Origin of the sequence: Variovorax sp. V118, assembly GCF_041154445.1 — a bacterium.
Taxonomy (GTDB): Bacteria; Pseudomonadota; Gammaproteobacteria; order Burkholderiales; family Burkholderiaceae_C; genus Variovorax; species Variovorax boronicumulans.
This window is the reverse complement of record NZ_AP028663.1, coordinates 6,906,013-6,923,791: the sequence shown is the minus strand read 5'-3', so window position 1 is coordinate 6,923,791 and position 17,779 is coordinate 6,906,013. Positions and strand designations below refer to the sequence as shown.

Genomic DNA, 17,779 nt, shown 5'->3' with positions numbered 1-17,779 from the left:
GGTTCGGATGCTCAAGGTTTGCAAGGTGCGCCCGGCTTGCAGTCCGCCGTTGCGGCAGTGGCCTGCGCCGATGGTGCGGGGTCGGAGGTCTTGCTGCGCTTGAGCAGCGCGGTCAGCAGGTCGGTGTCGGGATCGGGTCCCTTCGGCCGTGCCGCCGTTTGCGTGAGGTCGGAACGCGCGGCGGGCTTCGTTGCCTTGCTGGTGTTGGCAGCGGTCTTGACGGGCTTGCCGTTCGCGGCCGTGCGCACGGGCTTCTTCGAGCCCGACGCGATGCGCTCCGGTTTCTTTGCAGCAACGGCGCTGGCCTTGCTGTCGGCGCCTGCCTTCTTCGCGGGGGATGTTGCCGCTGCAACGCGCGCAGGCTTCGCGGCCGGCGGCACGGCCATGGGCTGCGCACCGATGGCTGCGAACGGCGTGGAGGCCTGTTGTTGTTGCTGTTGCTGCTGTGCTGCCGGCGGCGGCGTGCTGTCGCCTTCGATGATGCGTGCGGGCGTGGGCTCCGGTGCCGCGGCGGCAACGGGCGCGTCGGGCTTCGGTGGTTCCTTGGCGACAGGCGCTGCAACCGGCGCAGGCGTTGCTGCCGCCACGGTCGTGGCTGCTGCATCCGCGCGCTTCGATTGCAGGTGGTAGGTCGTGGCACCCGCCACACCGAGCAACACCGCGAGCGAAGCCCACACACCGGGCCGTGCAAAGAAGGAACGCGCGCCGCTCTCGCGGCCACCGAACTGTGCGAGCACCCGCGTGGATTCGCTTCCGGGTGCGGCGGTCGATGTGGCCGCGGTGGGTGCGCTCGAACCGAGCAGGCTCGGTCGGTCCTTGTGGGCGTCTGACGCGCCCATCATGGATGGGTGGTCCGGCTGGCTGCGGGCATGTGATTTCTCCCCTCGGCTTTATGTGCGTGATCAACGCGATATCGCAATTGGGATGCAACAAGGCGTTGCGTGCGATGGGTTCAAATTTTTAAGCGACTCATACAATTGAGTGGCTCTCATTGGACACCGTTGATCTTCTTCACTCTCTTTTGTTATTTTGCCTTGATGGTGGCAGCACTTGCCATCTTCTTGTTCCCTTCTTTTCGTGACCGTGTGTTGCGAGCGACGGTCTCCATTTCTACTGCTATTGCATTCTTTTTTATTGGAATAGGACGTCGTCTTGGTTTTGTGTCCGAAGCAAGTTTTCAGTTGATGCGCGACAGCGGCTCAGGAGTGCGTACTTTTGCCGTAAGGCATCGCTACCTGCTGCTGTCGGGCATGGGTCTGCTTATCGTGCCGGTGTTGTTAAGTGTGACTTTCGGAAGTGGCCGGGTTCTGTTCTTCGACGACTGGGCCGCCACAAGCGATCCGAAGATCGAGGCCTTGCTCAAGGGCGAGCAGCTGGTGCCGCCGCAGCCGTTGCCGCCCGAGGTGTTTGCCACCGCAGAGGTGGAGCAGATTCGTCCGCTCACGAAAGAAGGCAGTCGGGACTGGGCTGTTCTCGATGTGGACTTTCGTAATCGTTTGCTGCTCGTCTACAAGATCATGAAAGAAAAGCACGGCTACGACCTCGCATTGCTCGAGGGTTATCGCAGCCCCGAACGACAAGCCAAACTCGCTGCATTGGGCAATACAGTGACCATGGCGAAGGCCAATCAAAGCTATCATCAGTATGGACTTGCGGCAGACAACGCGTTCTATCGCAATGGCAAGCTGGTGATCTCTGAAAAAGATCCATGGGCCATGGAAGGCTATCGCCTCTATGGCGAAGCGGCCGAGTCCGTGGGCTTGGTGTGGGGTGGTCGATGGTCCTTCAGGGACTACGGTCACGTGGAGTACCGCAAGCCGGGATTTAAATTGTCACGCAACTGAATGCCGAGACGACATCTGTCGCACCGGCACACCACGAGGCAATCAAGGGGGAGAGTTCAAATGGGTGAGGATCAACCCGAGGCGGACAACGACCGCCCGTGGATCGTTCTGCATGACAAGACCGACCACGGTGGCTTCGTGATCACCGCATCCGAAAACACGCACATCGATGAACTGCGCGTGGCGCGCATCGGCGACATGGTGTCGTGCCCGCGGCCCGGCCATGGCATCAACCCCATCGTGACGGGCAGCGACTGCGTGTCGATCGATGGCCGCCGCGTGGCGCGCCACGGCGACCGCGCAGCCTGCGGTTGCAGGCTGCTGTCCAGCCAGATCGCTTCCGCGTCCGAATGACGGCGGTGTCTCCTTCTTCGGCTGCAGGCATGGCATGCGGTCACGCGACCGCGTGGGCTGTTGCCATCGCCATTGCGTGACGCAGGCGTTCGAAAACTCCGGATGCTGTCGCGACTGATCAAGCCCGTTCTTTTGGCCTGCGCCGTGTTCATCACGGTGTGGGTGCTCGTGATCGTCTACTGGCAGTACACGGCGCGCATGCCGAGCACGAGCGACATCGTGCTCTACCTTGTCGTGCTGCCGCTGGCGTTGATGCTCTTCTATGTGGTGCTGCGCCGCATCTTCACGGCCGCACCCGCTGCTGCGCTGCCCGCGGCGGGCGCAACGGTGGCCGCAGGCGCCGCCGCCTCATCGAATGCCGTAGCACCCGAAGCCTCGCAGGAGCGCCTGCAGATGGCCGTGCTGGCCTTCGCCCTTCGCACGCCGCGCGGCAGCGATGCCGACACGGTGGCCACCGCGATCGGCCAGGCGCAGACGCCAGAGCTGGTGCCGGAGCTGCGCGACGGCGAAGGCTTTCCCGTCATCGCGGGCCGCGTCGATGGCATCGACGAGAACGAGCTGCGCGAGCACCTGCGCGAAAGCCTGCAACCCGCTGGCGAAGCTTTCGATGTCGATGCGCTGCCCGACGATCGGCTGCGCGCCATCCACCTGATGTCCGACGTGCTGCAGGAGCTGCTGGCGTCCGCGGCCGAGGCGATCGCCAACGCGGGTGATGCGCTCGCGGTGCGCGCGCCCGGGCGCTTCGTGTCCAGCGGCGGCGTCATCCCGGGGCCGGCGGCGGCGCCGCAGCTGAACCTCTCGCTGCTGTTGCCGGGCGCATGGAGCGAGAGCGAACGCGTGCTCGCCACGCAGTGGGTGCAGCAGCGCGTGCGCGAGGGCGATGCCTCGCAGCGCTGGCTCGTCGACTGCTTCAAGAGCGAAGACGGCGTGTCCGGCATGGCCCTGCTCGACCGCATCAGCCTGTCGCTGCATCGCGAGCAAAGGCCCGCGCTGTGGATCGCGCTGGCGGCCGACTCCTCGGTGTCTGAAGCCAGCATCGCGCGCTGGGAGGCCGACGGCCTGCTGTACACCGCCACGCGCCGCAAGGGCCGCGTGCCCGGCGAGGCCGCCGCGGGCCTGCTGCTCGTGCGCGCCGGCGATGCGCTGCTGGCGCCGCCCGAGGCCGTGCGGCTGTCGCGCAGCGCAAGCGGCCAGCGCGAGGCCTCGGCCGACACCGCGCGCACGCCCGATGCCAGCTTGCTCGATCGCTTCGCCCAGCACCTGCTCGCCACCTCGACGCTCGAGACCGCCCAGGTCGACTGGGTCGTGAGCGACGCCGACCACCGCACCAGCCGCGTCACCGAAGTGGCCAAGCTCGTGCAGGAGCGGCTGCCGCATGTGCCCTTCGAAAACAACCTCTCTGTCTGCGCCACCCTGGGTCATCTGGGGGCCGCGGCCGACATGAGCGCCGTCGTGCTCGCGTGCCACCTGGCCGCGCGCGATGCACGGCATGTGCTCGCCATTTCCGTGCAGGACGCGCTCGCGCGGACGGCCCTCCTGGCCGGCCCGGCGAGCCCCGCGTCACCCGCTACTTAAACAGGACCGATTCCAGAAACTTCTATGCGGCGATTCTTCAGTTTCCTGGCCGATCCGCGCACCTTGTCGGTGATCGGCGCCATCGCGCTCGGCGCGTTCCTGCTGCTCGGGGCGCAGACGCTCGAAGTCGGCGCGATCTGGGCCGTCGGCATCTTCGTGGTGCTGCTGCTGTTGTGGCTGCTGGTGTGGTTCGTGCGGCGCATGCGCACGCGCGCGGCCAACCGCAAGCTCGGCGACATGCTCGAGGACCAGGCCGACGCCGCCGTGCGCGACAGCGACCCCGAGCGCAAGGCCGAGATCGACGAACTGCGCGGGCGCATGGTCGAGGCGGTGAAGACCATCAAGACCTCGAAGATCGGGCAAATGTCGGGCAGCGAGGCGCTGTACGAGCTGCCCTGGTACATGGTCATCGGCAACCCGGCCGCGGGCAAGAGCAGCGCCATCCTGAATTCGGGCCTGCAGTTCCCGTTCGCCGACAAGGGCAACGCGGTGATTCAGGGCATCGGCGGCACGCGCAACTGCGACTGGTTCTTCACCACCGAAGGCATCGTGCTCGACACCGCGGGCCGCTATTCCATTCACCAGGAAGACCGCAAGGAGTGGTTCGGCTTCCTCGACCTGCTCAAGAAGTACCGGCCGAAGGCGCCCATCAACGGGATCATCATCACGGCCAGCATTCCCGAGCTGATCGGCAGCCGGCCCGACTTCGCCATCCAGCTCGCCAAGAACCTGCGCCAGCGCATGCAGGAACTCACCGAGCGGCTCGAGGTGTTCGCGCCGGTCTACGTGATGTTCACCAAGGCCGACCTGATCACCGGCTTTGCCGAGTTCTTCGGCGACAGCGACAAGATGGAGCGCGACCGCGTGTGGGGCGCCTCGCTCCCGTACGACGGCGACGAGAAGCAGGACGCCGTGGCGCTGTTCGACAAGCGCTTCGACGAGCTCTACATGGGCCTGAAGGAAATCAGCGTCTCGCACTTCGCGAACCACCGCAGCAGCGACCCGTCGCCCGAGCTGTTGATTTTCCCGCTCGAGTTCGCGGCCATCAAGCCCGCGCTGCGCGCCTTCCTGGCCACGCTGCTCGAGAGCAACCCCTTCCAGCACAAGCCGGTGTTCCGCGGCTTCTACTTCACCAGCGCCTTGCAAGAGGGCACGATGCGCAGCCTGTCGACCGAGCGCATCGCCAAGCGCTTCGGGCTCACGCTGAGCAACGCGGCCACCAAGTCGAAGGAAATCTATTCGCAGAACGGGTTCTTCCTGCGCGACCTGTTCTCCAAGGTGATCTTTGCCGACAAGAAGACGGTGCGGCAGTTCTCCAGCCCCGTGAAGGCGCGCGTGCGCTACGTGAGCTTCTTCGCCTTCGTCGCGGTGCTGGGCCTGCTGCTGGGCGGCTGGACCTGGTCGTACCTCGGCAACCGGCAGCTGGTGGAGAACGTGCAGGCCGACCTGGACAAGGTCGTCAAGCTGCAGGCCAGCGACAACGGCCTGCGCACGCGCTTCGAGGCGCTGGGCATCCTGCAGGACCGCATCGAGCAGCTCGAGAAATTCCGCAACGACCGGCCGCTGTCGCTGTCGCTGGGCCTGTACCAGGGCAACCAGCTCGAAGACAAGCTCGTGGCCGAGTACTACGGCGGCGTGAAGCAGCTGATGCTCGCGCCGGTGTCCGACAACCTGCAGGCCTTCCTGCGCGAGGTGAACGCGCACCCCGACCGCCTGAAGCGCGCCGACGCGGTGGCCGCACTGACGGGCGGCACGGCGCCCGCGCCGTTGCCGGTCGCCGGTGCCACGACCACCACGGCACCCGCCGCAGCGCCGGAAGGCGGCGGCCTGTATGCCGGCTCCTCGCCGGCCGACGTGCAGGACGCCTACAACGCGCTCAAGACCTACCTCATGCTGTCCGACAAGCGGCAGGTGGAAACGGCGCACCTCACCGACCAGATCTCGCGCTTCTGGCGCGGCTGGCTGGAGAGCAACCGCGGCGACATGCCGCGCGCGGCGGTCATCCGCGATGCCGAGCGCATGATCACCTTCTACCTGCGCCGCGTGGGCGACGACAACTGGCCCGCGCTGGCCGACACCAACCTGGCGCTGGTCGAGCAGACCCGCGACAACCTGCGCCGCGTGGTGCGCGGCATGCCGGCGCGCGAACGCGTGTACGCCGAGATCAAGGCGCGCGCCTCCACGCGCTTCGCGCCGATGACCGTGGCGCGCATCCTCGGGGCCACGGCCAGCAGCGCCGAAGCCGAAGGCACCCTCGCCGGCAGCGTCGCCATCTCGGGCGCGTTCACGCGCGAAGCCTGGCAGCAGTACGTGGACGACGCGATCCGCGACGCCGCCAACAAGGAAACATCGAGCAAGGACTGGGTGCTCAACGTCGCCGGCAACGACGACCTGACGCTCGAAGGCAGCCCGGAGCAGATCCGCAAGACGCTGGCCACCATGTACAAGCTGGAGTACGCCAAGGAGTGGCAGCGCTTCCTGCAGGGCATCGCGGTGAAGGACATGGGCAGCTTCGAGCAGGCCGTGGTGGCGATGAACCAGCTGGGCGATCCGCAGAACTCACCGATCCGCAAGGTCTTCGACACGGTGTACGACCAGACCTCGTGGGACAACCCCTCGCTGGTCAACGCCGGCCTGCAGCAGGCGCGCACCGGCGCCTTCAACTGGTTCAAGCGGCTCTTCAGCCGCGCCACGCCGTCGCAGGTGAACGTGAACGTCGACCTCAACGGCGGCGCCACGGAAATCCCGATGGGTCCGATCGGGCGCGAGTTCGCGGGCGTGGCGCGCCTGGTGGTCGAGCGCGACAACACCTCGCTGCTGCGCGGCTACCTGGGCACGCTGTCGAAGTTGCGCGGGCGCTTCAACCAGATCAAGAACCAGGGCGACCCCGGACCGGGCGCGCGCCAGCTCATGCAGCAGACGCTGGAGGGCAACGGCTCCGAGCTGGCCGATGCGCTCAAGTACGTCGACGAGCAGATGCTCACCGGCATGGACGCCGCGCAACGCCAGGCGCTGCGCCCGCTGCTGGTGCGGCCGCTGCTGCAGGCCTACGCGGTGACGGTGCAGCCGACGGCGGTGGAGGTCAACAAGATCTGGAGCGCGCAGGTGCACCAGCCCTTCCAGCAGTCGCTGGCCACCAAGTACCCGTTCTCGGCGAGCGCGAAGATCGAAGCCTCGCCGGCGGAGATCGCGCAGTTCTTCGGACCTGAAGGCGCCATCGGCAAGTTCGTGACGACCACGCTGGGCTCGCTGGTGATCCGCCGCGGCGACCTGCTGTCGCCGCGCGCCTGGGGCGACCAGGGCCTCACGCTGAGCCCCGACTTCGTGAACGGCTTTGCGCAGTGGGTGGCGCCGCTGTCGGGTGGTGCCGCGGCCGGGGCCGGCGGCAGCGCGCAGCCACAGACGCTGTTCCAGATCCTGCCGCAGCCCGTGTCGGGCCTGACGGAGTACATGGTGGAAATCGACGGCCAGCAGCTGCGCTACCGCAACACGCCGCCGCAGTGGTCCAACTTCGTCTGGCCCAACGCACAGGGCACGCCGGGCGCGAAGATCACCGCCGTCACCTTCGACGGGCGCACGGTCGAGCTGATCAACGAGCCGGGCAACTTCGGCCTGGAGCGCCTGCTCAGCACGGCGCAGCGCACGAAGTTGCCCGACGGCAGCTTCGAGCTCACCTGGGCGCGCGACAACGCGAGCGTGACCGTCAAGCTGCGCGTGATCCAGAACACGCAGTCGGCCGGTTCGGGCGGCGATTCGCCGCAGGGCAAGGGCCTGCGCGGCACGGTGCTGCCGTCGACGGTCGCGGAGATCGGTGTGCCGCGCGCAGCAGCACCCGCAGCGGTTCAGGCACCGGCCCAGGCGCCGGTGCAGGCAGGGGGAGCAGGCAAATGAGCGCGCCACAACAGCTGTGCTACTTCGGCAAGTTGCCCGGACGCGGCGACTTCGTGAAGGGCCTGTACAACCCGCAGCTCATCAAGGTGTTCGACCACTGGCTGTCGCAGACCATGGAGATGCTGTCGGAAGACCCGCGCTGGAAGCTGATCTACGACAACGCGGCGCCGATGCACTTCGTGTGCCTGGGCTCGCGCAGCCGCGTGGCGATTGCAGGGCACGTGCGCCCCAGCCGCGACGAGTCGTCGCGCCGCTACCCGTTCCTGGCGGCCACTTCGGTGGACGTGGACGAGGCGCTCGACTTCATGCGCGGCGCGCCGATGCTCATCGGCCCCTACTGGGACCGCATGGCGGTGCAGGTGCAGTCGCTGGCGGCCGGCACCGACCTGGACAACGAGCTGAAGAAGTTCGAGGCCATCGACCCGGCCATCGAAACCGGCTTCAAGAAGTCGGCCTCGCGCGCCACCTATGCGGCGTTCACGCGCGACACCAGCCTGCTGCGCATCGAGCAGATGCTCAACTTCGACGGCCACAAGGTGTCGCTGCGCCGTGCCATCCTGGCGCTGGGTTTGCTGCTGCAGCCGGTGATGGCCAGCGCGGTGTCGCACCTCGAAAAGGGGCTCACGCTGCCGCTGCCGCGCGATCCGGTCGACCGCTCGCTGATCGCCACCTTCTGGCTCGAGATGGTGTCGCAGTTCCTGGCCAAGGCCGACTTCGAGCTGGTGCTGCTGGTCACCGAGATCGACGGCCGCTCGCGGCTGGTGATCGGCTTCAACGGCCTGTCGCCGCGCAGCCTGCAAAGCGTGCTGCATCCGCAGGTCTACACCGAGCACAACATCGACATCGACAACCCGGAGTGGGTCGAGGACACCATCCACAGCAACTACGCGATGTTCAAGCTGGTGAGCTACCTCGACCAGCCGCAGCTGCCGCTGGACATCGTGCTCACCGCCTTTCGCGAAGTCTTCATCGGGGAATGACACGGTCATGAATTGTTCTTTGCGCGTTCTCGTGCTGTCCATGGCCTGCGGGCTCGCGCTCGTGCCGGCTGTGCAGGCCCAGCAACCACCACAACAACCGGCGGCGGGCGCCACCGCCGCCCGCGTCGAGACCACGCCCGCGGCCGTCGGCAAGGGCGAGCCGGTCGTGGCCGGCGGGCAGGTGCCCGACGAAGCCACGCGCGCCGCCGTCATCGAGGCGCTGCGCCGCGTCTACGGGCCCAGCGGCGTGATCGACAAGATCGAGGTGGTGAGCACCGTCAGCATGCCGGCCAACTGGGCCGCCAACGTGCAGCGGCTGATCACGCCCTCGCTCAAGGACATCCACCGCGGCCAGTTCCAGATCGAGGGCACCCAGATGGCGCTCAGCGGCGAGGTCGGCAACGAGGCGCTGCGCCAGAAGATCGTGAGCGACATGGCGAATTCGCTCAACCCGACCTACACCATCAAGAACAGCCTGCGCGTGCCCGTGTCGGAGCAGATCGCGGTCGACCAGGTGCTGGGCAACCGCACCATCGAGTTCGAGCTGGGCAGCGCCACGCTCACGGGCAAGGGCCGCGCCATCCTCGACGAGATGGCGCCCATCCTGCAGAAGCTCACGAACAAGTCGGTGGCGGTGGTGGGCCACACCGACAACGCCGGCAACCGCACGTCGAACCTGGCGCTGAGCCAGTCGCGCGCCGAATCAGTCAAGGGCTACCTGGTGGGCAAGGGCATCGATCCGATGACGCTCACGACCTCGGGCGTAGGCCCGGACCAGCCGGTGGCGAGCAACGCGACCGACGAGGGGCGTTCGCGCAACCGGCGCATCGAGTTCCGCGTCGGACGCTGAAGAAAAAGGCCCGCAACGCGGGCCTTTTTCTTTCAGCGCAAAGTCAGCGCGACTCGTCGTCGCCCTTGGGCAGGTCGAGCAGGTCCACCAGCTGGGCCAGCTCCTGCTCGTTCTTGATCACGTTGCGCAGCCAGGCATGCAGCGGCATGTCGGCCCAGCGCGCGGCCTTGTTCGCCATGTAGGCGGCCGGGCTCGAGGGCTCGGTCTGCTCGAAATAGGCCGCCACTTCCTTGAGCTGCGCGATGGCTTGCGCGCGGCTGTGGATGCCGGGCGGCAGCGCGGCGGGCACATGCACCGCCGCGTGATACGTGGGAGATGAATGGGGCATGGCGGCGTCGAAGACAGGTTCGATGCGGGTCGGGGCAGCCGGTGCGCTGGCGGCCGGTGCAGCGGCGGTGGCTTGCGGCGCCGCGCCGTTGTCGATCGGCACGCCGGCCTCGCGCGCGAAGCGCTCGACGGCCTGGCGGATGGCCGTGGCCGCGTCCTTCGCGGCGCGAAAGCTCGGGCCGTTGGAGGCGGTGCGTTCGTCGAACACGGCCTCGAACTCGGCCAGCGCCTGCTCGCAGGCCTGCACGTCGCGGTGCGTCTTCTGCAGGAACTTCGCGGGCGTGGCGCGGCGCAGGCGGTCGAACTGCTCGAGCGTCACCTTGTTGCGCTGCAGCTCGTCGGCCTGCGCCGGCGTGCGGCGGATGGCCTGGTCGAGCGCCAGTGCGGTTTCCCAGACCAGCGCGCTGTGGCCGGTGTGGCCGTCGCTCACGATGGGCGCGCGCTGCAGCAGCTCGACCGAGCGCGAGATCAGCCAGGTGACGGTGCCGATGCGCATCTCGATGTCGCCGCCCTCGGGCTGCGGATGCAGTTCGTCCCAGTACTGGCGGCACAGGCCGCTGAGCAGGCGGTAGCCGTCGGCCAGCCCCTCGAAACCGCGCTGGCTGGCCAGCGCGTCGGTGAGCCACACGCCCAGTCGCAGATCCTTGGTGGACGCGCGCAGCAGCTTCTCGCACTCCGAAATCACGAAGGGCCAGTTGGCCTCTTTCAGCTCGATGACCCATTCGCCCTGTTCGAGCGAGGGGTCGTCGTGCTTGCGCGCTTCCTGGATGGCGTCGAACTCGCGCGAGAACAGCATGTCCTCGCCGCAGGGCTTGGCCTCCGAGATCGGGGCCAGCAGGGCCGCGAGGTCGAGGCGGTTCGTCGCGGCCGTGGTCATGGCAGCGAGATCGTCAGGTTGGCCTGGCGCGGGCCGAGCTTCACGATGTCCTGGTAGCTCGCGAGCGCGCCCTGCGTGGTGCTGCCCAGGTGCGCCGACAGGCCGATGAAGCCCAGCAGCCCGATGAGCGCGAACAGCGCGGCCACCACCCACTGCGGCGCCTCGCGCTTGAGCGAGTGCGAGATGAGGTCGGGCAGCGGCCAGTGCGGCGCGAAGGGCGTGCGCTTGCCGCGCGCGTTGGCGATCTCGTCGCCCACGCGTGCCGTGAGGTAGGCCAGCTTCTCGGTGCCGTCGATGGCGTACTTGCCCTGGAAGCCCAGCAGCAGGCACATGTAGAACACCTCGAGCGTCTGGATGCGCGCGGCGCCGTGCGCCCGCTCGACCTCGAGCATGTTGAAGAAGTTCTCGCCCGCCAGCTGGTCGCCGAACAGCGTGAGCTGCAGCGGCCGGCGCTCCCATTCGGAGCGGATGGCGAACTCGGGTGCCGAGAGCACGAACTCGTCCACCGTGGCGCAGAAGGCGTACTTGGCCGCGTGGATCTGCTCGGCCGTGGCGTCGAGCTTGCGCGCGTTGCGTTCGAACTCGCCCAGGTAGTTGCGGATGCCCGTGAGGAACTGCTCGGTGGTGGCCGGCTGCTGCTTCTTCTTCAGAAGGAACAGCATCACGAAGCCGTCGTACAGCAGGTCGAGCAGGCTCGAATCGGCGTCGGGCGCCACGCCGGCCGGCGTGAATGAGGCCGGCGGCGCATCGGCACCCAGCAGGGAAGGGGCCTTGTTGAGGGTGGTGGTGTTCATACGATCGGGCGGGTGATCAGCCGGTCACGGCGATCAGTTCGAGTTGCATGTCGGGAATGCCGGCCGGCGCATAGATGGTGACGCTCTGCGCCTGCAGCATGCGGTCGTACAGCTGGCTCTTGCTGTCGATGGAGAAGTAGCAGGCGCCCGCGCGGATCGGAATGGCCGGCGGCACCTGCGGTGCGTAGACGATGCGCACGCCCGGCATGGCCGAGAGCACGAGCTTGTCGACGTCTTCGGGCGCGCCGATCTTGAAACGCTGCGGCACCACCTCGGCCAGCTCGGCGGCCGGCATGCTGGCGGTGACCGACATGTAGAACACGGTCTTCTCGTCGATCTTTCCGGAATCGAGGCGCCCCAGGTAGAAGGCGTTGCGCGTCTCGGTGAGCGCAATGGCGAAGTAGCGCGTGGAGATGACGGTGTCGAGCAGGTCGCGCACGATGCGGTCGAGCTCGGCGAAGGCCGGGCCCGGCTTCTCGTGGTCGTACACCGGCAGGTCGTTCAGCGAGTAGGTCTTGGCGAAGGTCATCAGCGCGCCGGCCAGGCTCAGCAGTTCCTGGAACAGCCGCTCGGGGTGCAGCGACGGGTGATGGAACAGGTGCGAGAGCGACGCGAACGCCGAGTTGGCCGTGTGCAGCAGCCAGAACGAGGCGATGTCGCCCGAGCGGAACTCGATGATGTTCTTGCTCGGCTCGCGGTGAATGCCGTACAGCGAATTGACCTTGGCCTGCAGCACGTCGAGCAGCCGGCGCAGCTGCTGGAACACGGTGGGCGAGGCGTCGATGCTGGTGCACGGCGGCACGAAGCTGCGGTCGATCTCGAAGCCGCCCGCGGCGGTGCGGCGGATGCGGATCACGGGGATCGACACGAACTGCTCGCGCGGCTCGGTGTCGGCCAGGAGCTTCACGCTCTTGCGCAGGAACACCACCTCGGCGCTCACGGCGTTGGTGTACAGGTCGAGCGACTGCGTCGCGTCGCTGGTGTAGCGCGCGGCAAAGCCTTCTTCGTTGGGGTCGGTGTAGTTCTTGCCGAGCTCCTTCACCGGGTGCAGCACGAGGTAGAAGGTGATCTCGTTCTGGCCCGGGCTCAGCGTGTCCAGCGAGATGGGCGGGGGCAGCGCATCGGCCTGCGGCGCCGCGTACGGCTCACCGTCGGGGAACACCAGCGACAGCTGCGAGGCGCGCAGCATGCCGCTGGCCAGCGCATCGAGGTCGAAGCTGATGGAGCGCACGCCCCAGAAGTACGGATGCAGCGTCTGCGCCGTGGCGCGCAGGCGCGCCTCGTGGTACGCGTCTTGGCGCTGGAAATGCTGGGGGCGTAGAAACAAGCCCTCTCCCCAGAGGACCTTGGCTGCGTAGCTCACGTCGGATCAACTCCCCACAATTTTTTTTGAATGTATCGCATCGTCGTGTCGACTTGAACGGCCCCGCCGTCGCTGCAGATCAGGCGGGCGAGGGCCGGCAAGTTACCGGCCCCAACAGGTTGAGCGCGCCCGTGGGGGCGGCGCCTTGTGCGTTCTGCTGGCCCACCACCGCGCCTGTCGTGACGGTGAGCGCGCAGGCATGCGCGCCCATCACGATGCCGGTCTTCTCGGCGTCCGCGGCGTTGAAGGCGAAGCGCCAGCGCTGTGCATCAGGCGAGTGGAACAACACCACCACGGCCACCGCGTTGGCGCTGCGCGGAACCATCTCGGTCCAGGTGTATTGCTGGTCGGGAATGAGCGTGATCTCGCGGCTCTCGACGAGGTCGTCGCCCAGCTGCGTCTTGTCGCGTCCCGGCGTGACGAAGGCATCGAAGGACGACTGGTAGAAGCCCGTCGTTTCCTTCAGCTTGTAGATGCGCATCACCACGGACAGCGGGCGGTTGCGGCCGTCGGCGTTGAGGTTCTTGCCCGCGGCGATCGACATCGTCACCTTGCGCGGGGGCTTCTGCGACTCGGGCAGCTCGGGCTTCTTCAGTCCGCTCGCCTCGAGCGCGATGTTGGCGATCGTGAGCGCCGGGGAGCTGCACCCGCCGAGCATCAACGCGGCCAGCAGCGCGCCAGATGTAATTAATATTTTCATTAAAAGCGAGTCGTAACAATATTTCGATGGACCAAATAGGATTAACCGATTTCGAAAATGACTTTCGATTAGGAAATTAGCATTAATCCGCCCCCGTCATTTGCCATCCACGCGGCTGTAGTATCGTGTATTGTTATTGTCAACGGTCGCAATTTAATGAATGATTGCGGCCTGCTAAAAAGTCAGATCAGGGGGGAATGTGTCGATTCGAAAAATCATGTCGCGCACGATGATTGCCGGTGCCATTGCGAGCACCGTCTTTTTGTCGGCCTGTACCACCACGCCGGACGCGGCCGTTGCCCAGGCCACCGCGGCCTACAACAAGAGCCTGGCCGAGGTCGATGCCGCCGCGGCAGCCGCCACCGGCGACAAGGCGCCCGTCATCCGCCAGTACCAGCAGCTCGCCACCGACAACCCGACCCGCGGTGAGCCGTGGTCGCGCATCGCGCAGATCTACTTCAACGAAGGCCGCTACAGCCTGGCCATCTCGGCCGCCGAGGAGTCGCTGCGCCGCGACCCCTCCAGCCGGCAGGCCAAGAGCATCACCGCCGTGGGCGGCCTGCGCCTGGCGGCCCGCTCCATCGAGGATCTGGGCAAGGACAGCAGCCTGAGCGGCGACGCCAACGCCGACGCCTACCGCCTGGCCGCCCTGCTGCGCGAAACCCTGGGCCTGTCGGTCCTGGTGCCCGCCGGCCCCGAAGCCCGGCCGGCGCCCACGCGCCGCGCCGCGGCCCCCAGCCCGGCACCCGCGCCCTCGTCGTCATCGTCCGCCGCGCCGACCCCGGTCGCCGCCGCACGGCCCGCCCCGGTCGCCGCGCCGCGCCCGGCACCTGCCGCGCCCGCCTCGCGCGCGGGTGGCGGCAATCCATTTGACGCGCTCAAGTAATTGTCCGGTTTTTGAATTGGTTTTTAAACCAATGTATTAACGAATGAGCGTGCGATCTGGAAATGGGTCGTACAACTTTTTAATTCGTTTCTCAGTCCTATTGCGAAGGTATTGAAGCTTATGGCGACCAAAAGACAGAGCGTGCAGAAGCGTCTCCAAAAAGTGCGCCCGCCGCGCGTGCAACTCACGTACGACGTGGAACTCGGTGACGCCATCGAGAAAAAGGAATTGCCTTTCGTCGTCGGCGTGATCGCCGACCTGGCGGGCCAGTCCGAGGTCGAGCAGCCCAAGCTCAAGGACCGCAAGTTCGTCAACATCGACCGCGACAACATGGACGACGTCATGAAGGGCGTGGCCCCGCGTGCCGCCTTCCAGGTGCCGAACAAGCTGGACGGGCGCGGCGGCAGCTTCGGCGTCGACCTCACCTTCAACTCGATGGACGCCTTCTCGCCCGAAGCCGTCGTCGAGCAGATCGAGCCGCTCAAGCGCCTGCTCGACGCGCGCACCAAGCTGGCCGACCTGCGCAACAAGATGGCCGGCAACAGCAAGCTCGAAGACCTGCTGGCCGACGTGCTGAACAACACCGAGCAACTCCAGCGCCTGGGACAAGGCGTTGGCAAGAAGGACGAAAGCTGAACATGACCGCGCAAGCACTTTCGGCATCGAGCGGTGCCGCTTCGTCCGAGGCCTCGGTCGACCTGCTCGACCAGATCGTCGAGAAGAGCAAGGTCGCCAAGTCCGACGTGGAACACACGCGCACCAAGGACCTCATCGGCGAACTCGTCAGCCAGGTCCTCGAAGGCTCGGTGATCGTCTCCGACAACGTGTCGGCCATGATCGACGCGCGCGTGGCCGACCTGGACGCGCTCATCTCCGCCCAGCTCAGCGCCGTGATGCACGCGCCCGAGTTCCAGAAGCTGGAGAGCACCTGGCGCGGCCTGGAGTACCTGGTCAAGGAAACGCCGACCGGCACCATGCTCAAGATCAAGGTCATCAACGCCACCAAGCGCGACCTGATCCGCGACTTCAAGGCCGCCGTCGAGTTCGACCAGAGCGCGATGTTCAAGAAGGTCTACGAAGAAGAGTTCGGCACCTTCGGCGGTGCGCCGTTCGGCGCGCTGGTGGGCGACTTCGACGTCACGCGCCAGCCCGAAGACATGTACTTCCTGGACCAGATGGCGCACGTGGCCGCTGCCGCGCACGCGCCCTTCATCGGCGCGGCCTCGCCCGAGCTGCTGGGCCTGGAAAGCTTTGCCGACCTGGGCAAGCCGCGCGACATGGCCAAGGTGTTCGACACTGTCGAATACGCCAAGTGGAAGTCGTTCCGTGATTCGGAAGACTCGCGCTACGTCGGCCTCACGCTGCCGCGCTTCCTCGGGCGCCTGCCCTACCACCCGCGCGAAGGCACGGTGGTCGACAGCTTCAACTTCGTCGAAGACGTCGACGGCACCGACCACGCCAAGTACCTCTGGTGCAACGCCGCCTGGGCCTTCGCCACGCGCCTGACGGCCGCGTTCGACGACTTCGGCTGGTGCGCGGCCATCCGCGGCGTCGAAGGTGGCGGCCTGGTCGAAGACCTGCCCACGCACACCTTCAAGACCGACGAAGGCGAGATCGCCCTGAAGTGCCCGACCGAGATCGCCATCACCGACCGGCGCGAAAAGGAGCTCAGCGACCTGGGCTTCATTCCGCTCGTGCACTGCAAGAACTCCGACTACGCGGCGTTCTTCGGCGCGCAGTCGCTGCAGAAGGCCAAGAAGTACAACACCGACAGCGCCAACGCCAACGCGGTGCTCTCGGCGCAGCTGCAGTACATCTTCTCGGTGTCGCGCATCGCGCACTACCTCAAGGCCATGATGCGCGACAAGATCGGCAGCTTTGCCTCGGCGCACAACGTCGAACAGTTCCTGAACCGCTGGATCGCGCAGTACGTGCTGCTCGACGACAACGCGACGCAGGAACAGAAGGCCCAGTTCCCGCTGCGCGAAGCCGCCATCCAGGTCGGCGAAGTGCCCGGGCGGCCCGGCGTGTACCGCGCGGTCGCGTTCCTGCGCCCGCACTTCCAGCTGGATGAACTGTCTATTTCACTGCGCTTGGTCGCCGATCTGCCGAAGTCAGTGAATAAGTAAGGAGGCAGATCGGGTGCGCGGCCGAGGGGCCGTGCTGCAACACGTTAACTGTCAGTAATCAATCAATCAAGAAGGGGAAGAAACATGAAAGATATCTACGTCAAGTTCGGCAGCCCGGCCATCAACGGCGAGTCGCAGGACAAGGACCACAAGGACTGGATCGAAGTCAGCTCGTGGCAGCACAGCATCGTGCAACCGCGCTCGGCCACCGCGTCGACTGCCGGCGGCCACACCGCCGAGCGCTGCGAGCACGGCGAGATGATCTTCACGAAGGACATGGACGTCGTCAGCCCGCTGCTGTACCAGCACGCGTCGGGCGGCACCACCTTCGACGAAGTCACGGTGCAGTTCTACCGTGCCGACGGCGAAGGCAAGCGCGTGCAGTACATGGAGATCAAGCTCAAGTACGTGCTGATCGCCAGCGTGAACCCGAAGGTCGTGAGCACCGACGTGGCCAGCGTGCCGAGCGAGACCTTCTCGCTGAAGTACGCCGCCGTGCAGTGGAAGTACACGCAGCAAAAGATCGGCGGCAACCAGGGCGGCAACTCGCAAGGCGCCTGGAGCCTCACGAAGAACGACAAGACCTACTCGGTCTGACGCCAGTCGGGCAATGACGACCGCGGCGCAGGCCGCGGTTTCTTTTTGGCGCCGCGCCCCTCGCGCGGCGCCGTGCCCGTTGTCCGACGCGAGAGACAGGGAGTGACCCATGACAGGATTCGAACCGGGCCTGCTCGACAAGCTGTTCGATGACGACTGGCGCGGGCCGGCTTCGCCGGTGCTGCGGCATTTGTCGCTTGACGAGGTCAAGAACGTGGTCGCACGCGACCTCGAATCCCTGCTCAACACGCGCATGGTCTTCGACGACGCCAAGCTCCAGGCCTACCCGGAGTGCCGGCGTTCCGTCATGACCTACGGCCTGAGCGATTTCTCGGGCCTGAGCCTGGCCAGCCACTACGACCGTTCGTTCATCTGTCGCTCGCTGGAGCAGGCCATTGCGCGCCACGAATCGCGCCTGCGCGATGTCTCGGTGTCGCTCGAGGTCGACGGCCAGGCCAGCACCCACATGCTCTATTTCGGAATCACCGCCCTGCTCGTGCTGCCCGAGCTGGCCGAGCCGGTGAACTTCGACGCCATGCTGCAGCCCACGACGCTGCAGTACTCCATCACTCGCGGCACCGGCAAGAGCCGGTACGCCTAGCGCCACGATCC

At 66.5% G+C, this 17,779-nt stretch carries 16 protein-coding genes; 11 read left to right on the top strand and 5 right to left on the bottom strand.

The features are described from left to right. Nucleotides 1–11: 11 nt before the first annotated feature. Entirely contained in the window at nt 12–842 is an 831-nt protein-coding gene (locus tag ACAM52_RS32345) for a hypothetical protein (protein ID WP_369645563.1), read from the bottom strand. Nucleotides 843–1,037: 195 nt separating this feature from the next. On the opposite strand from ACAM52_RS32345, the gene ACAM52_RS32340 reads away from it, so the two are divergent. The 6 genes from ACAM52_RS32340 to ACAM52_RS32315 all read left to right on the top strand — a co-directional run bounded on the left by ACAM52_RS32340 (nt 1,038) and on the right by ACAM52_RS32315 (nt 9,494). Next, the gene (locus ACAM52_RS32340; protein ID WP_062481134.1) at nt 1,038–1,844 is read left to right on the top strand and encodes a M15 family metallopeptidase; all 807 of its coding nucleotides are present in this window, start codon (nt 1,038–1,040) and stop codon (nt 1,842–1,844) included. A 60-nt stretch (nt 1,845–1,904) separates the two neighbouring features. Continuing rightward, nucleotides 1,905–2,198 carry a PAAR domain-containing protein gene (locus ACAM52_RS32335; protein WP_369645562.1) on the top strand — a complete coding sequence of 98 codons (294 nt, stop codon included), beginning with the start codon at nt 1,905–1,907 and terminating at the stop codon, nt 2,196–2,198. Between the two features lie 102 nt (nt 2,199–2,300). Further along, nucleotides 2,301–3,773, top strand: coding sequence for a hypothetical protein (locus ACAM52_RS32330; protein WP_369645561.1), 1,473 nt, complete (start codon nt 2,301–2,303; stop codon nt 3,771–3,773). A 24-nt stretch (nt 3,774–3,797) separates the two neighbouring features. Continuing rightward, nucleotides 3,798–7,664 (top strand): type VI secretion system membrane subunit TssM, encoded by a 3,867-nt coding sequence (tssM, locus tag ACAM52_RS32325; RefSeq protein ID WP_369645560.1) that lies wholly within the window; start codon nt 3,798–3,800, stop codon nt 7,662–7,664. Beyond that, nucleotides 7,661–8,644, top strand: coding sequence for a type VI secretion system-associated protein TagF (gene tagF, locus ACAM52_RS32320; protein ID WP_095950376.1), 984 nt, complete (start codon nt 7,661–7,663; stop codon nt 8,642–8,644). The genes tssM and tagF overlap by 4 nt, the downstream gene beginning before the upstream one ends. Nucleotides 8,645–8,651: 7 nt before the next feature. Beyond that, entirely contained in the window at nt 8,652–9,494 is an 843-nt protein-coding gene (locus ACAM52_RS32315; protein ID WP_369645559.1) for an OmpA family protein, read from the top strand. 43 nt (nt 9,495–9,537) lie between these two features. Here the strand turns inward: ACAM52_RS32315 and tssA are convergent, their stop codons facing one another. The 4 genes from tssA to tssJ form a co-directional block, all read right to left on the bottom strand. After that, nucleotides 9,538–10,698, bottom strand: a complete 1,161-nt coding sequence (gene tssA, locus ACAM52_RS32310; RefSeq protein ID WP_369630577.1) for a type VI secretion system protein TssA — start codon at nt 10,696–10,698, stop codon at nt 9,538–9,540. After that, nucleotides 10,695–11,492 (bottom strand): type IVB secretion system protein IcmH/DotU, encoded by a 798-nt coding sequence (gene icmH, locus ACAM52_RS32305; RefSeq protein ID WP_062481127.1) that lies wholly within the window; start codon nt 11,490–11,492, stop codon nt 10,695–10,697. The genes tssA and icmH overlap by 4 nt, the downstream gene beginning before the upstream one ends. Before the next feature lie 16 nt (nt 11,493–11,508). Continuing rightward, a complete protein-coding gene (gene tssK / locus ACAM52_RS32300; protein WP_062481129.1) occupies nt 11,509–12,855 on the bottom strand; it encodes a type VI secretion system baseplate subunit TssK in 1,347 nt (448 codons plus the stop codon). A 79-nt stretch (nt 12,856–12,934) separates the two neighbouring features. Then, the gene (gene tssJ / locus ACAM52_RS32295) at nt 12,935–13,555 is read right to left on the bottom strand and encodes a type VI secretion system lipoprotein TssJ (protein ID WP_062481131.1); all 621 of its coding nucleotides are present in this window, start codon (nt 13,553–13,555) and stop codon (nt 12,935–12,937) included. A gap of 217 nt (nt 13,556–13,772) precedes the next feature. Between tssJ and ACAM52_RS32290 the strand changes: the two genes are divergently transcribed. The 5 genes from ACAM52_RS32290 (at nt 13,773) to tssE (ending at nt 17,768) form a co-directional block, all read left to right on the top strand. Beyond that, nucleotides 13,773–14,441 (top strand): tetratricopeptide repeat protein, encoded by a 669-nt coding sequence (locus ACAM52_RS32290; RefSeq protein WP_369645558.1) that lies wholly within the window; start codon nt 13,773–13,775, stop codon nt 14,439–14,441. Nucleotides 14,442–14,561: 120 nt separating this feature from the next. Further along, the gene (gene tssB / locus ACAM52_RS32285) at nt 14,562–15,077 is read left to right on the top strand and encodes a type VI secretion system contractile sheath small subunit (RefSeq protein WP_062474762.1); all 516 of its coding nucleotides are present in this window, start codon (nt 14,562–14,564) and stop codon (nt 15,075–15,077) included. A gap of 2 nt (nt 15,078–15,079) precedes the next feature. Further along, nucleotides 15,080–16,570 carry a type VI secretion system contractile sheath large subunit gene (gene tssC, locus ACAM52_RS32280; protein WP_062474765.1) on the top strand — a complete coding sequence of 497 codons (1,491 nt, stop codon included), beginning with the start codon at nt 15,080–15,082 and terminating at the stop codon, nt 16,568–16,570. Nucleotides 16,571–16,654: 84 nt separating this feature from the next. After that, nucleotides 16,655–17,167: a type VI secretion system tube protein Hcp gene (locus tag ACAM52_RS32275; RefSeq protein ID WP_062474768.1), complete on the top strand. Its 513-nt coding sequence runs from the start codon at nt 16,655–16,657 to the stop codon at nt 17,165–17,167. Nucleotides 17,168–17,276: 109 nt separating this feature from the next. Further along, nucleotides 17,277–17,768 carry a type VI secretion system baseplate subunit TssE gene (gene tssE, locus ACAM52_RS32270; RefSeq protein ID WP_062474770.1) on the top strand — a complete coding sequence of 164 codons (492 nt, stop codon included), beginning with the start codon at nt 17,277–17,279 and terminating at the stop codon, nt 17,766–17,768. Nucleotides 17,769–17,779: the final 11 nt, after the last annotated feature.

Bases quoted from the DNA above. Each gene is read 5' to 3' on its own strand.
- ACAM52_RS32330 (WP_369645561.1), top strand. From the start codon at position 2,301: ATGCTGTCGCGACTGATCAAGCCCGTTCTTTTGGCCTGCGCCGTGTTC.
- tssE (WP_062474770.1), top strand. From the start codon at position 17,277: ATGACAGGATTCGAACCGGGCCTGCTCGACAAGCTGTTCGATGACGAC.
- ACAM52_RS32290 (WP_369645558.1), top strand. From the start codon at position 13,773: ATGTCGCGCACGATGATTGCCGGTGCCATTGCGAGCACCGTCTTTTTG.
- tssB (WP_062474762.1), top strand. From the start codon at position 14,562: ATGGCGACCAAAAGACAGAGCGTGCAGAAGCGTCTCCAAAAAGTGCGC.
- tssC (WP_062474765.1), top strand. From the start codon at position 15,080: ATGACCGCGCAAGCACTTTCGGCATCGAGCGGTGCCGCTTCGTCCGAG.
- ACAM52_RS32340 (WP_062481134.1), top strand. From the start codon at position 1,038: ATGGTGGCAGCACTTGCCATCTTCTTGTTCCCTTCTTTTCGTGACCGT.
- ACAM52_RS32345 (WP_369645563.1), bottom strand. From the start codon at position 842: ATGATGGGCGCGTCAGACGCCCACAAGGACCGACCGAGCCTGCTCGGT.
- ACAM52_RS32275 (WP_062474768.1), top strand. From the start codon at position 16,655: ATGAAAGATATCTACGTCAAGTTCGGCAGCCCGGCCATCAACGGCGAG.
- tssA (WP_369630577.1), bottom strand. From the start codon at position 10,698: ATGACCACGGCCGCGACGAACCGCCTCGACCTCGCGGCCCTGCTGGCC.
- ACAM52_RS32335 (WP_369645562.1), top strand. From the start codon at position 1,905: ATGGGTGAGGATCAACCCGAGGCGGACAACGACCGCCCGTGGATCGTT.
- tagF (WP_095950376.1), top strand. From the start codon at position 7,661: ATGAGCGCGCCACAACAGCTGTGCTACTTCGGCAAGTTGCCCGGACGC.
- tssJ (WP_062481131.1), bottom strand. From the start codon at position 13,555: ATGAAAATATTAATTACATCTGGCGCGCTGCTGGCCGCGTTGATGCTC.
- icmH (WP_062481127.1), bottom strand. From the start codon at position 11,492: ATGAACACCACCACCCTCAACAAGGCCCCTTCCCTGCTGGGTGCCGAT.
- tssM (WP_369645560.1), top strand. From the start codon at position 3,798: ATGCGGCGATTCTTCAGTTTCCTGGCCGATCCGCGCACCTTGTCGGTG.
- ACAM52_RS32315 (WP_369645559.1), top strand. From the start codon at position 8,652: ATGAATTGTTCTTTGCGCGTTCTCGTGCTGTCCATGGCCTGCGGGCTC.